Annotated in this window: 11 protein-coding genes; 5 read left to right on the top strand and 6 right to left on the bottom strand. The window is 70.1% G+C overall.

Features of this window, described 5'->3' with window-relative positions; translation table 11 throughout:
* Positions 1–4: 4 nt before the first annotated feature.
* From AC3WVS_RS21055 to AC3WVS_RS21045, 3 genes are read right to left on the bottom strand one after another with little or no spacing between them, the layout of a single operon-like run.
* A complete protein-coding gene (locus tag AC3WVS_RS21055; protein WP_492320203.1) occupies positions 5–1,849 on the bottom strand; it encodes an NAD(P)/FAD-dependent oxidoreductase in 1,845 nt (614 codons plus the stop codon).
* A 7-nt stretch (positions 1,850–1,856) separates the two neighbouring features.
* Positions 1,857–3,191 carry a c-type cytochrome gene (locus AC3WVS_RS21050; protein ID WP_492320202.1) on the bottom strand — a complete coding sequence of 445 codons (1,335 nt, stop codon included), beginning with the start codon at positions 3,189–3,191 and terminating at the stop codon, positions 1,857–1,859.
* 13 nt (positions 3,192–3,204) lie between these two features.
* Entirely contained in the window at positions 3,205–3,390 is a 186-nt protein-coding gene (locus AC3WVS_RS21045; protein ID WP_010811552.1) for a DUF2970 domain-containing protein, read from the bottom strand.
* Positions 3,391–3,542: 152 nt separating this feature from the next.
* On the opposite strand from AC3WVS_RS21045, the gene AC3WVS_RS21040 reads away from it, so the two are divergent.
* The gene (locus AC3WVS_RS21040) at positions 3,543–4,958 is read left to right on the top strand and encodes an aminotransferase-like domain-containing protein (protein ID WP_492320201.1); all 1,416 of its coding nucleotides are present in this window, start codon (positions 3,543–3,545) and stop codon (positions 4,956–4,958) included.
* Here the strand turns inward: AC3WVS_RS21040 and AC3WVS_RS21035 are convergent.
* Entirely contained in the window at positions 4,955–6,409 is a 1,455-nt protein-coding gene (locus tag AC3WVS_RS21035) for a glycine betaine ABC transporter substrate-binding protein (RefSeq protein WP_492320264.1), read from the bottom strand. The genes AC3WVS_RS21040 and AC3WVS_RS21035 overlap by 4 nt on opposite strands.
* 247 nt (positions 6,410–6,656) lie before the next feature.
* Here AC3WVS_RS21035 and AC3WVS_RS21030 point away from each other — a divergent pair, with 247 nt between their 5' ends.
* From AC3WVS_RS21030 to AC3WVS_RS21015, 4 genes are read left to right on the top strand one after another with little or no spacing between them, the layout of a single operon-like run.
* On the top strand, positions 6,657–7,667 hold the full coding sequence (locus AC3WVS_RS21030; RefSeq protein ID WP_492320200.1) for a LysR family transcriptional regulator: 1,011 nt from the start codon (positions 6,657–6,659) through the stop codon (positions 7,665–7,667).
* Positions 7,660–9,135: an FAD-dependent oxidoreductase gene (locus tag AC3WVS_RS21025; RefSeq protein WP_492320199.1), complete on the top strand. Its 1,476-nt coding sequence runs from the start codon at positions 7,660–7,662 to the stop codon at positions 9,133–9,135. Before AC3WVS_RS21030 ends, AC3WVS_RS21025 begins: the two co-directional genes overlap by 8 nt.
* 30 nt (positions 9,136–9,165) lie before the next feature.
* Entirely contained in the window at positions 9,166–9,702 is a 537-nt protein-coding gene (locus tag AC3WVS_RS21020; protein WP_492320198.1) for a CMD domain protein, read from the top strand.
* Positions 9,699–10,295, top strand: a complete 597-nt coding sequence (locus AC3WVS_RS21015; protein WP_492320197.1) for a peroxidase-related enzyme — start codon at positions 9,699–9,701, stop codon at positions 10,293–10,295. The genes AC3WVS_RS21020 and AC3WVS_RS21015 overlap by 4 nt, the downstream gene beginning before the upstream one ends.
* Positions 10,296–10,329: 34 nt before the next feature.
* Here the strand turns inward: AC3WVS_RS21015 and AC3WVS_RS21010 are convergent, their stop codons facing one another.
* Both AC3WVS_RS21010 and AC3WVS_RS21005 read right to left on the bottom strand, forming a co-directional pair.
* Positions 10,330–10,665: a cupin domain-containing protein gene (locus AC3WVS_RS21010; protein WP_492320196.1), complete on the bottom strand. Its 336-nt coding sequence runs from the start codon at positions 10,663–10,665 to the stop codon at positions 10,330–10,332.
* A gap of 33 nt (positions 10,666–10,698) precedes the next feature.
* On the bottom strand, positions 10,699–12,715 hold a 2,017-nt coding region (locus tag AC3WVS_RS21005; protein WP_492320195.1), incomplete at its 5' end, for a DNA translocase FtsK.

The raw sequence follows: 12,715 nt of genomic DNA, 5'->3' as shown, positions 1-12,715 counted from the left end.
CCTGCTACCCGGGCAGCCGCTCGACTGCCCGCTTCCCCTGTCCCACCGCCGCGGTCAGCGAAGGGCTGCCGGCATTGTCGCTGTTGGCGATGCTGATATTGCCCACGCCGGCCAGCCCTGGCCACACCGCGTCGGGCGCCACGTTCTCAGCGGCCAGGCTGTCGGGCATATAGCTGTAGCCATGCGCCCAGCGGTTGACGGTGATGCCGCGGATCACGTCCTTCGAAGCAAAGCCCTTGTGCCCGAGCATGCGGTCAAGCTGCGCGCGGATGTCGCGCTCCAGCGTGTCGAACGGCGTGCCCAGCAGCAAGGCGCGGCCCGCGCGGAAGCGGTCGCGCGCCTGCATGCCGCTGTCAGGCACGGTCGGCACATAGAGCATGTGCAGCACGGCCGGATCGGAGGGCTGCCTGCCCGCCGGCGGCTCCAGCCACAGGTCGGTATAGGCCATGGCCGGCGCGTGGATGCGGCGCGTGCGCAGCGCGGCGAACGCCTGCCAGTGGTCGAGCGCCACCTTGGTGTAGACCAGCGGCGCCTTGGCCTCGTTGTGCAGCACCTCTTTCTGCTTGGCCGGCAGCGACGGCAGCAGGTACGGGATCATCATGTTGTAGCCGGCCAGCACCACGTGGCGCGCCTCGACGCGATGCAGGTTGCCGCTGAACCCGTAGGTCACGCGCGTGATATTGCCGTCGGGCTCGACCGCGATCGCGGTGCTGTTCAGGCGCAGGCGCACCGGCTGCCCGTCGCGGTCCAGCCGGCTGTAGTCGAACGCGGCCGACACCACATCGGCCGGCCGCGCGATCGACGCCGCGCCCGGGATCAGGCTCTGCACCAGCAGCCGTGCCAGCGAGGCATTGCCATCCGGAAACCACAGGCGCGATGCCGGCGACTTGCCAAGCCGCGCATTGCCCGCCGGCGCGGGCATGTTGGCGCCGGCAGGCAGGCCGATGGCAATGGCGTCGGCAACCGAAATCCCATCGGCATCGAGCGCATAGGCATCGTTGCTGCGGCTGCGCAGGAAGCGCTGCCCGGCCAGGCCGATGCCGGCCTTGTCACGCAGGAAGCTGGCGTAACGCATGGAGCGCAGCGCTGCCGCGCGCTCGGCCCCGGACAGCGCCGGCAGGTAATCAGTGGTGCCGGCGGCCAGCCGCGCCAGCGCAGCGCGGTCCGCGGCAGGCAAAGGCGTGTTGTCCAGGAAGCGCGACAGGGCAGCCGCATCCGGGGCACCGGCCTGCTGCCCGCTGCGGGAATCGATCAGCTCGCCGAACGGATCGCCAGCCACCCACTGGTCGCGCCCGAAATGCTCGGCATCGAAGAACACGGCGCGGCCCATGCCGAGCGCGGCATAGGGATCCGCAGGCACAGTGCCAGGCGGGCGCGTGGCATCGAGCCCGATCCCCGCCAGCAGTTCGCGCACCGCGGCGTCGCTGGCAGCGCCTGCCGGCATTTCTGCGCTGCCGCCATAGGTCACCAGCCGCTTGCCGCGCACCGTGAACTCGTTGCGCTTGGCATGGCCGCCGAAGTCGTCGTGGTTGTCCAGGATCAGGATGCGCCGGTTGGCGCCGAAACGGCGCCGGTAGAACCACGCCGCCGCCAGCCCGCTCAGGCCGCCGCCGACCACCACCAGGTCGAAAGCCTCGCGCGCCATTACGACCGGGTATTTCGCGCCCTCGCGCGCCAGGCTGTGCGCCAGCGTGTAGGTGCCGGCATGGTTGCCGCGCAGGCCGGTCAGCGCGGGCGGATACGCCACGCCTGCCCCGCCCTGCTGCGCGTGCAGCAACTGCACGGGCGCAAGGCCGGCGGCAATGGTCAGGGCGGTGCCGTTGAGGAAGTCTCTGCGCGTAATCGTCATCGGGTGCTCATCGGGATGCGTCGCCTGCCGCGGCCGGGTGCTGCGCGGCCAGCGCCTTGCGCCGTGCCGCCACGGCGGCTTCCGGCACCGGCGCCGCGCGGTTGCCCCAGCTGCCGCGGATAAAGGTCAGCACATTGGCCAGTTCCTGGTCGTCCAGCGTCCAGCCATAGCCGGGCATGTGGTAATCCGCCGGCGCGGTGCCCACGCGCGCGGTCACGGCGCCGTCGAGCAGCAGGTTCACCAGCGAGGCCGGGTCGGGATCGGCCACGGTGGGGTTGCCGGCCAGCGGCGGGAACACGCGGGCAAAGCCCTTGCCGTCGGCGCCATGGCAAGGCATGCAGAACACCGCGTACTGGCGCGCACCGGGCACATCGAAGCGGCCCTGCCGCAGCTGCTGCGCGGTGGCGGCATCGTGCCGGAACGGCTTGTCCTCGCCGCGCGCGCCGGGCAGGGATTTCAGGTAGGCGGCCACGGCATCGAGGTCGGGCGCGCTCATGTACTGGGTGGCGGTGGAAATTACCGTGGACATCGGCCCGAACGAGGTCGCGTGCCCGTTGCGCCCGGTGCGCAGGAATTCGGCGATATCCGCGCGCGACCACGCGCCCAGGCCGGTGACCTGGTCGCCGGTCAGGTTGGTGGCGGACCAGCCCTCCACGCTCGCCCCGGACAGGAAATGGCGGCTGCGCTCGTCCAGCCCCTTCTCGGCGAACAGGTTGCCGCGCGGCGTATGGCAGGCGCCGCAGTGCGCCACCGCCTGCACCAGGTAGGCACCGCGGTTCCAGGCTGCGCCGCGCGCGGGGTCGGTGCGGACCGGGTCGTCATCGACGAACAGGACGTTCCACACCGCCAGCAGGCTGCGCATGCTGAACGGCCAGCGCATCTGCGGCGCGGGATTGTGCTGGGTGACCGGCGCCACCTCGGCACGCAGGTAGGCGTACAGCGCCGCCACGTCCTCGGCGCGCATGCGCGCGTACGAGGGATACGGCATCGCCGGATAGAGCCGCTTGCCGTCGCGCGCCACGCCGTGGCGCAAGGCGCGGTCGAACTCGGCCAGGGTATAGGCGCCGATGCCGCTGCCGGTATCGGGCGTGATATTGGTCGAATGGATCGTGCCGACCGCCGTGCGGATCGGCAGGCCGCCGGCGAAAGGCTTGCCGCCTTCGCTGGTATGGCAGGCGGCGCAGTTGGCGATGCGCGCCAGGTAGCGGCCGCGTTCGATCTGTTGCGTGTCGGTGGCGGCCAGCGCCATGCCCATGGGCAGCAGCACCGCCAGCGTCAGGCTGGCCAGCTTGCGCAGCGCGCGGGATGTGGCGATATCAAGTCCTTGGGGCAAGAGAAGCATGGGGGCAGTCAGTTCACGCAGCCGACACCGCCCAGTTTGCCGCCAGCACCAGGCACACCACCAGCCCCGCGGCCACGGCCACGCCGGTCAGGATCAGCGGCACCGGGCGCAAGGTGTCCAGGTCGCGCTGGTGCTCCTGCCCCTGGCGCAGGCCAAAGAAGCCCCACAGCACGGTCCGCAACAGCCTCAACGGGTTCATGGCATCTCCTTGCACAACGCCTTTGTGTACGAGATGCCGATTATGGGCTGTGCGCGCCATCCATAACAGCATCAGATACCAGGAAAATTTACGTATCAGTTTGCCTGGCGGGGAGATAATGCGCTGACCCGCCCCGCCCCCGCCAAGCCGCCATGAAACGCTACGAAGCCCTTGCCGAAACCCTGGCCGCCGATATCCGCAATGGCAGCCTGCCGCCGGGCACGCGCCTGCCGTCGATCCGCAAGACCGTGGCCCAGTATGGCGTCAGCCCCTCGACCGCGTTCCAGGCCTATTACCGGCTGGAAGAGCGCGGACTGGTGCGGGCGCGCGAGCGCTCCGGCTACTACGTGGCGGGACCGGCACGGCGCGAGCTGCCCCAGCCGCAGGCGCGGCCGTCGCGCCAGGTGTCGACGCAGGTGGACATCTCCAAGCTGGTGTTCGCCGTGCTGGAAGGCGCGCGCGACCGCGAGCTGGTGCAGTTCGGCTCGGCCTTTCCGTCGCCCGAGCTGTTCCCGTGGGAGCGGCTGGGCAAGTCGCTGGCGCGCGCCGGCCGCGCGCTCGACCCGTGGTACTCGGTCAACGACCTGCCGCCGGGCAATGCCGCGCTGCGCCGCCAGATCGCACTGCGCTACCTGGGCGCGGGCGCGCCGCAGCCGGCCGAGGACCTGATCGTCACCAACGGCGCGCTCGAGGCGCTCAACCTGTGCCTGATGGCGGTGACGCAGCCGGGCGACGTGGTGGCAATCGAATCGCCCGGCTTCTATGCCTCGCTGCAGGCGCTGGAGCGGCTGCGGCTCAAGGCCGTGGAGATCCCGGTCGACCCCGCCGAAGGCATCGACCTGGGCGCGCTCGACACCGCACTGTCACGGCACCCGGTCAAGGCGTGCTGGTTCATGACGCAGTTCCAGAATCCGCTCGGCGCCAGCATGTCGGAAGACAAGAAGAAGGCGCTGGTGGCCTTGCTGGCGCGCCACCAGGTGCCGCTGATCGAGGACGATGTCTATGGCGAGCTCTACTTCGGCAACCGCTGCCCGCTGCCGGCCAAGGCCTTCGACACGCAGGGGCTGGTGATGCACTGCAGCTCGTTCTCGAAGACGCTGGCGCCGGGCTTCCGCATCGGCTGGGTGGCGCCGGGCCGCTTTGGCGAGGCCATCCAGCGGCTCAAGCTGATGACCACGCTGTCGGCCGGCGTGCCCACGCAGGTGGCGCTGGCCGAATACCTGCAGCACGGCGGCTACGACAAGCACCTGCGCAAGCTGCGCCACATGCTGGAGACGCAGCAGGGCCGCATGATCGATGCCATCGGCCAGCATTTCCCGGAAGACGTGTGCGTGTCACGGCCGGAGGGCGGGTATTTCCTGTGGGTCGAGTTTGCGCCGGGCTTCGATGCGCTGGCGCTGCACCATGCCGCGCTCGACGCCGGCATCGGCATTGCGCCGGGTCCGATCTTCTCCGCGCGGCAGGGCTACCGCAACTGCATCCGGCTCAACTACGGGCACCTGTGGAGCGACGAGGCCGAGGCCGCCGTCGCCACCCTCGGGCGGCTGATCGCGCAGCAAGGCAGCTAGCGCGCATCGCGATGGCGGCGCAGCGCCCACTCCAGGGTTTCGAACGCGGCCTGCACCACCAGTGCCAGCACCGCTGCCGGGATCGCGCCCGCGAGCAGCAGCGTGGTGTCGTTGAGCGCCAGCCCGGTGGCAATGCGCTCGCCGAAACCACCGGCGCCGACAAAGGCCGCGATGGTCGCAGTGCCCACGCTGATGATGGCCGCGGTCTTGATGCCCGCCAGCAGCACCGGCAAGGCCAGCGGCAGCTCCACGTAGCGCAGCACCTGCCCGCCGCGCAGCCCGAGCGCACGCGCCGCGTCGCGCATACCCTGCGGCACCTGTTCCAGCCCGGTCGCGGTATTGCGCACGATCGGCAGCAAGGCATAGAGAAACAGCGCCACCATGGCCGGCCAGACGCCGATGCGGCCCAGCAGCGGAATCAGCATCGCCAACAGCGCCAGCGACGGCACCGTCTGCAGCACGCTGACCACGCCAAGCACCGCCTGTCCGGTGCGGCGCCGCCGCGCCGCCAGCATCCCCAGCGGCACGCCGACCAGCGTGGCGGCACCGACCGCCCCCGCCACCAGGCCGACATGGCGCCGCGCCAGGCGCGTGGTGTCGGGCCCGAACAGCGCGGCAAACAGCCGGCCGCGCGGCCCGGCACCGTCATGCGCTGCCTTTTGCCCCGCAGTGCCGGCCAGGAACGCGCGCGCGATCGCGTCGAATGACTGGCCATCGATCTCCGCCGCCGCATTCATGGCGATCATGTCGTCGGCGCTGACGCGCCCGGCCAGCCGCTCCAATGCCTGCCAGGCCTGCGGGAAGCGCTGCGGAACGTCGAGGCGGTAGACCACTACCGCGTCGTAGCGCGGGAAGTAATGCCGGTCGTCCTCCAGCACGCGCAGCTTGTACTTGCGGATCTTGGCGTCGGTGGAATAGATGTCGATGGCATCGACCTGTCCCGCGGCCAAGGCCTCGTAGGCGACGCCGTGATCCAGCCCGAGCGGGCGTTGCGGCAGCCCATAGCGGCTGGCCAGCCCCGGCCAGCCGTCGGCGCGCCCCAGGAACTCGTGGGACAGGCCGAGCCTGAACTGCGGCTGCGCGGCGAGGTCGCTCAGCCGGCGCAGCGCGCCGGCGCGGGCATCGGACACAGCCAGCGCGTAGGTGTTCTCGAAACCAAGCGGAATTGCCGCGCCCAGCCCCATCGGCGCCAGTGCCCGCTGGATGGCATCGAGGCCGGCCCCGGGGGGCAGCTTGAGGATTTCGGCGGCGAGCGTGCCGGTGTAGTCGGGATAGAGGTCGATGCTGCCGGCCTTCAGCGCCTCGAAGACGATCGCGGTATTGCCCAGCCCTGGCTGGTGCTGCGCGGCGCCGGGCGGCCCCGCGGCCTGGGTCAGCAGTTCGCCAAGGATGTACGACTCGGTGAAGCGCTTGGAGCCGATGCGCAGCGGATCTGCCGCGCGCGCCGGCATCGCGCCCGCGAGTGCGGCAGCCAGCACCCACGCCACTGCCCGCCACAGCGCGCGCCCTGTTCTCCCAATCTCCCGACTGCCGTGGATCCAAGCCAAAACGTCTGTCCCGATATGGGGCCGGTGTGCGCCCGGCATCGCTACATCATAGCTGTCGCATGTCCTTATCCCGAAATAGTATTTGCCATTTGCATGATGAAGGCGTCAGAATCCGGATTACACATACATTAATCCCGAGACCCGGCCCGCCATGGAAATCCGGCAACTGGAAGCCTTCGCCGCAGTCGTCACCACCGGCAGCGTCACCGCCGCCGGGCGCCTGCTCGGCCGCTCGCAGCCGGCCATCACGCGGCTGATCCAGGAGCTGGAGGCCGAGCTGGGCTTTGCCCTGTTCACCCGCAGCGGCCCGCGCGTCAGCCCGACCGAGCAAGGCTTCCTGCTCTATGACGAAGTCGAGCAGACGCTGGCCGGCATGCAGCAGATCCGCACCCGCGCCGCGGCGCTGGCGCGCGGCGATGGCCGGCCCCTGCGCATTGCCGCGACCCCGGCGCTGGCGGCCGGCCTGCTGCCGCCGGCGCTGGCGCTGGCCTTTGAGCGCGGGCTGTGCGCGCCGGAACGTGTCGCGGTGCAGAGTGTGTCGCCCGAACAGGTGGTGCACGCGGTGCTGACCGGCGCCGCCGACATCGGCCTGAACAGCCTGCCGCTGGAACACCGCGGCGTGACCGTGCACTGGATCGGCCAGTCCGCATGCGTCGCAGCCGTGCGTGCCGACGACGCACTGGCCGCGCAGCCTGCGATCGCGCTGCAGGACTGCCGCCGGCGCCGCATCGTCACCATGCAGAACCCGTACCGGCTGCGCCGCCGCGTCGACCGGGCCCTGGCTGGCGCCGGCGTGCCCAAAGCGGGCGTGATCGACACCAACACCTCGATCAGCGCGCTGACCCTGGTGCGCGCCGGGCTGGGCATCGCCGTGCTGGAGCCGGTGACCGCCCGCGGCCTGCCGCTGGCCGATATCGCCGTGCGGCCCATCGATGCCGATATCCCTTTCTACTTCGGCGTGATCACGCCACAGGCCCGCCCGGCCAGCACGGCGGTGCTGGGGCTGGTGCAGGCCGTGGCGGACGCCGCCGCCGCGCTGTTGCCCGACCTGGTGCGGCGCGATCCCGCCGAACACGGCGCGCTGCTGCAATCGCTCTATGGCAATGCCAGCGACGACGCTGACACGCTCACGCAAGATGCCGGACTTCCAAGCCATGACTGACCTATCCGCTCCCGCCCTTATCCCCGCCGCCGGCCTGGCCGCGCTTGAAGCGCGCCTGCGCCGGGACCTGTCCTGGCTGGACCTGCCCGCCAAGGCCTGGACCATGCCGCGCAGCCACGATGGCCAGGACGTGCTCGACGCCGCCGTCATCGGCGGCGGCATGGCGGGACTCGCAGCCTGCGCCACGCTGACGCACCTGGGCATCCGCGTGCGCGCCTTTGACCGCGCCCCGGCGGGCTTCGAAGGCCCGTGGGCCACCACCGCGCGCATGGAGACGCTGCGCTCGCCCAAGCAGCTGACCGGCCCCGCGCTGGGCCTGCCGGCCCTGACCTTCCGCGCCTGGTTCGAGGCGCAGTTCGGCGAGGCCGCCTGGCAAACGCTGGACAAGATCCCGCGCCTGCAATGGATGGACTACCTGCGCTGGTACCGAGAGGTGCTGGCGCTGGATATCCGCAACCAGCACCAGGTCGATGCCATCGTGCCGCGCGCGGACGGCCTGGTGGCGCTGTCGATGCAGACCCCGGACGGCCCGCACACCGTGCTGGCGCGCCGCGTGGTGCTGGCCACCGGCCGTGACGGCCTGGGCGGTGCCTACGTGCCGCCGGTCGCGGACACGCTGCCGCGCCACCTGTGGGCGCATTCTTCGGACGAGATGGACTACGCCAAGCTGCGCGGCAAGCGCGTGGGCGTGGTCGGCGCAGGCGCCTCGGGCATGGACAGCGCCGCGACCGCGCTGGAGGCGGGCGCCGCCAGCGTCGAAATGCTGATCCGCCGCCCGGACATTCCGCGCGTCAACAAGAGCAAGGGCGCCGGCAATCCGGGCCTGACTTTCGGCCACTACGGGCTGTCCGATGCCTGGAAATGGCGGCTGCGCCATTACATCAACACCCAGCAGGTGCCGCCGCCGCGCGGCAGCACGCTGCGCGTGTCGCGCCATGCCAATGCCTACTTCAACCTGGGCGCAGCGCTGGAAGCGATCGAGGCGCAAGGCGATGTCCTGTACGTGCAGACACCGCAGGGCACGTTCGAGCTGGACTTCCTGATCTTCTCGACGGGCTTTCGCATCGCGCTGGAAACACGGCCGGAGTTCGCCGCCTTCGCCCCGCATATCCGCTTCTGGCGCGACCGCCATGCGCCGCCCGCGGGCCAGGAAGACCGCGAGTTGTCCGATTCTCCCGATCTCGGCGCAGCCTTCGAATTCCAGGAGAAGACGCCCGGCGCCTGCCCCGGCGTCACGCGCATCCACTGCTTCTGCTATCCGGCGGCGCTGTCCCATGGCACCGTGTCCGGCGACATCCCGGCGATCAGCGACGGCGCACGCCGGCTCGGCCAGGGCATTGCCGCGCTGCTGTACCAGGAAGACGTTGAGCTGCACTACGCCGCGCTGCAGGCCTATGCCGAACCCGAAGTCTTCGGCGACGAATGGGTGCCGGCCCCGCCGCCGGCGCTGCGCACCGCCAAGGCCTGAATCCCACCCGACCTGAACCTAGAGAGTCCGATGACCCAGCCCCCGACTTCCACGGTCGACCTGATCGACCAGCTCACCGGCCTCGCGCCGGGTAGCGCCACGCACGCGCTGCGCCACCAGCGCAACAAGGTCGTGGCCGCCACGCAAGGCAGCTACGACGCCCTGTTCGACCCCGCCCTGCCTGGCCTGTCGCTGGCAGAGCGCCTGCTGGTTGCGCTGTACGCGGCACGCCTGACGCCGTCGACGGCACTGGCCGCACACTATCGCGCGCGCCTTGAGCAAGCCGGCGCAGATGCCAGCCAGGTCCGCGCCGCGGCCGAAGGCCAGCCGGAGGATATTGCCGACACGCGCCTGCGCGCCATGCTGGAGTTCACCCGCAAGCTGATCGAAAAGCCCGTTGAGGGCGACAAGGCCGCGCTGCAGGCCCTGCCCGCCGCCGGCCTGAGCACCCCGGCAGTGGTCACGCTGGCGCAACTGGTCGCCTTCCTGTCGTACCAGGTCCGGCTGGTGGCCGGCCTGGATGCGCTGAAAGCACTGAACGACAACGCCGCAGGAGCCCAGGCATGAGCGAGATCATCAAATCCCACGGCTTCACTAATGAAGTCCTCGACTGGAAGGCCTGGCTGGACGTGGTCGAACTCGACCAGGCCACGCCCGAGCAGGTCGCCGTACTCGAAGAGAGCCATCCCAAGGCCAAGGTCCAGGATTACTACCGCTTCCTGGTGCACCAGCCCGAAATCCTGCGCCAGCGCTCCACCGCCTTCAACGCCATCATGTACGCCCCCGGCGGCATGCCGCGCGCCGAACGCGAGCTCTCCACCACGGTGGTGTCGCGCATCAATGGCTGCGTCTACTGCGCATCGGTCCATGCCCAGCGCTTCGAACAACTGGCCAAGCGCAACGACGTGATCCGCCAGGTGTTCGACGATCCCCATACCGCCGGCACGACTGCGCGCGAGCGGGCAATCGCGAAGTTCTCGATCGAACTGACCGAGCGGCCCGCCGTAGTCACTGCCGACCAACTCAAGCCGTTGCGGGAAGCGGGCGTCACGGATGCGGAAATCCTGGACCTGATCCACTCGATCGCCATCTTTGCCTGGGCGAACCGGCTGATGCTGAACCTGGGCGAGCCGGTGTTTCCGGAGCAATCCGGGGAGTAAGCCGTCAGGCGCCAGCCGCAATGCGCGCGGGCGCTCAGCCCGCGCCGTGATGCACCGCCAGCCAGACACTGGGCTGGCTGGCATCGGTCCACGCCACCCGGTGGCGGCAGTGGGCCGGAAGGTGCAGCCAGTCACCCGGCTTCATGGGATGCTGGCCGGACTGGCCTTCGATCTCGATGGCGGCGCTGCCGCTGACCAGCAGCACCCATTCCGCCTCTGCACTGTCGTACCAGAAGCCCTCAGGACTGGTCTGCCCGTTGGAGACGATGCGCTCGATCCGCAGCCCGGGCCGTTCCAGCAGCGGCTGGAAGAGTTCCTGGGCCGCGCCGGCCGGGACGTCCGCCAGCAGGTTTCCGTGTTCAGGCTGCATGCTGCCTCCGGGAAGTCGTGGTTGCCGAACCCGTCAGTTGCCCGGCCCCGGCGCCAGTACGTCGCGCGCGCCGTTGCGGCCCATCGGCGACACCAATCCAGCTACCTCCATCTGCTCGATCAGGCGTGCCGCGCGGTTGTAGCCGATGCGCAACTGGCGCTGCACGGCGGAGATCGATGCACGGCGGCTGGTCAGCACAAAGCTGGCGGCTTCGTCGTAGAGCGGGTCGGCCTCGCCCTCGCCGCCGCCGTCACCGAACAGGTCGGTGCTGCCGGCCTCGGCCGGGTCGCCGGCGAGGATGGTTTCATCGTAGTCCGGTTCGCCGAATTGCTTCCAGTGCTCCACCACGCGGTGCACTTCGTCGTCGGCAACAAAGGCGCCATGCACGCGCTGCGGGTAGCCGGTGCCGGGCGGCAGGAACAGCATGTCGCCCTGGCCGAGCAGGCTCTCGGCGCCCATCTGATCGAGGATGGTGCGCGAATCGATCTTGGACGAGACCTGGAACGCCACGCGCGTCGGGATATTGGCCTTGATCAGGCCGGTGATCACGTCCACCGAGGGGCGCTGCGTGGCCAGGATCAGGTGGATGCCGGCGGCGCGCGCCTTCTGTGCCAGGCGCGCGATCAGTTCTTCGATCTTCTTGCCGGCGACCATCATCAGGTCGGCCAGTTCGTCGATCACCACCACGATCATCGGCAGGCGCGACAGTGGCTCGGGCGCGTCCGGCGTCAGCGAGAACGGGTTCGGCACTTTGCGCTCGGCGGCCTCCGCGGCGCGGATCTTCTGGTTGTAGCCGGCCAGGTTGCGCACGCCCAGCGCGGACATCAGCTTGTAGCGCTTTTCCATCTCGCCGACGCACCAGTTGAGCGCGTGCGCGGCCTGCTTCATGTCGGTGACCACCGGCGCCAGCAGGTGCGGGATGCCCTCGTAGACCGACAGTTCCAGCATCTTGGGGTCGATCATGATCAGGCGCACGTCTTCGGGCGTGGCCTTGTACAACATCGACAGGATCATGGCGTTGACCGCCACCGACTTGCCCGAGCCGGTGGTGCCGGCCACCAGCAGGTGCGGCGCGCGGGCCAGGTCGGTCACCACCGGATTGCCGGTGATGTCCTTGCCCATGGCCAGCACCAGCCGCGAATGGTGGGCCTGGAACGAGGCCGCGTTGACGATCTCCGACAGCCGGATCATCTGCCGGCGCGCATTGGGCAGCTCCAGCCCCATGCAGGTCTTGCCGGGAATGGTCTCGACCACGCGGATCGAGGTCACGCCCAGCGCGCGCGCCAGGTCCTTCATCAGCCCGACCACCTGGGCGCCGCGCACGCCCATGGCGGGCTCGACCTCGAAGCGGGTGATCACCGGGCCGGCACCGGCGCCAACCACGGCCACTGGCACCTTGAACTCGGCCAGCCGCTGGGCGATCAGCTCGCCGGTTTCGCGCAGGCGCTCTTCCGATACCTGTTCGGCGCTGTCGACGCCGGTCTCCAGCAGTTCGGCCGGTGGCAGGCGGTAGTCGACGACGGGGCGCGGCGGCGGCGCGACCGGCACCGGCACGGGCGCAGGCTGGGCGGCAGCGAGCGGCACGGTGCGGCCGACCACGGCGGGCAGCACGATGCGCGGCTTGGCGGCCGGGGTCGGCGCCTGGTTCAGTGCAGGTGTCTCAGCAGGCTCAGGGACCTCCGGGGCTTCCGTCGCTTCAGGCGCTTCTGCTGTTCCAGCAGGCTCGGCCGCATCCGCTTCCGCGTCCTCGGCGATCAGGCCATTGCCGTCCATCAATCCGCCGGGTTCGTTGTCCTCCGCGGGTGCCGGGATGCTGGCATCGAGAGCGCTGCCCTCTTCCATCGCGGAGCTTGCCACGGCCTGGGCTACGGCCTCGGCACCGGTGACATCCAGTTCGGGCTCGGCAGCTGCCAGCGCTTCGGATTCCCCAATGACAACGGCGTGATCTCCGCTCTCGGCCTCGGCCTCGGCTTCGGCTTCGGCTTCGGCTTCGGCTTCGGCTTCGGCTTCGGCTTCGGCTTCGGCTTCGGCTTCGGCTTCGGCTTCGGCC

The sequence above is a fragment of the Cupriavidus sp. CPT47-8839-RL05A genome, assembly GCF_058792255.1.
This window is presented reverse-complemented; position numbering and strand designations above follow the sequence as displayed.

Bases quoted from the DNA above. Each gene is read 5' to 3' on its own strand.
- AC3WVS_RS21040 (WP_492320201.1), top strand. From the start codon at position 3,543: ATGAAACGCTACGAAGCCCTTGCCGAAACCCTGGCCGCCGATATCCGC.
- AC3WVS_RS21020 (WP_492320198.1), top strand. From the start codon at position 9,166: ATGACCCAGCCCCCGACTTCCACGGTCGACCTGATCGACCAGCTCACC.
- AC3WVS_RS21030 (WP_492320200.1), top strand. From the start codon at position 6,657: ATGGAAATCCGGCAACTGGAAGCCTTCGCCGCAGTCGTCACCACCGGC.
- AC3WVS_RS21010 (WP_492320196.1), bottom strand. From the start codon at position 10,665: ATGCAGCCTGAACACGGAAACCTGCTGGCGGACGTCCCGGCCGGCGCG.
- AC3WVS_RS21015 (WP_492320197.1), top strand. From the start codon at position 9,699: ATGAGCGAGATCATCAAATCCCACGGCTTCACTAATGAAGTCCTCGAC.
- AC3WVS_RS21025 (WP_492320199.1), top strand. From the start codon at position 7,660: ATGACTGACCTATCCGCTCCCGCCCTTATCCCCGCCGCCGGCCTGGCC.
- AC3WVS_RS21055 (WP_492320203.1), bottom strand. From the start codon at position 1,849: ATGACGATTACGCGCAGAGACTTCCTCAACGGCACCGCCCTGACCATT.
- AC3WVS_RS21035 (WP_492320264.1), bottom strand. From the start codon at position 6,409: ATGCCGGCGCGCGCGGCAGATCCGCTGCGCATCGGCTCCAAGCGCTTC.
- AC3WVS_RS21045 (WP_010811552.1), bottom strand. From the start codon at position 3,390: ATGAACCCGTTGAGGCTGTTGCGGACCGTGCTGTGGGGCTTCTTTGGC.
- AC3WVS_RS21050 (WP_492320202.1), bottom strand. From the start codon at position 3,191: ATGCTTCTCTTGCCCCAAGGACTTGATATCGCCACATCCCGCGCGCTG.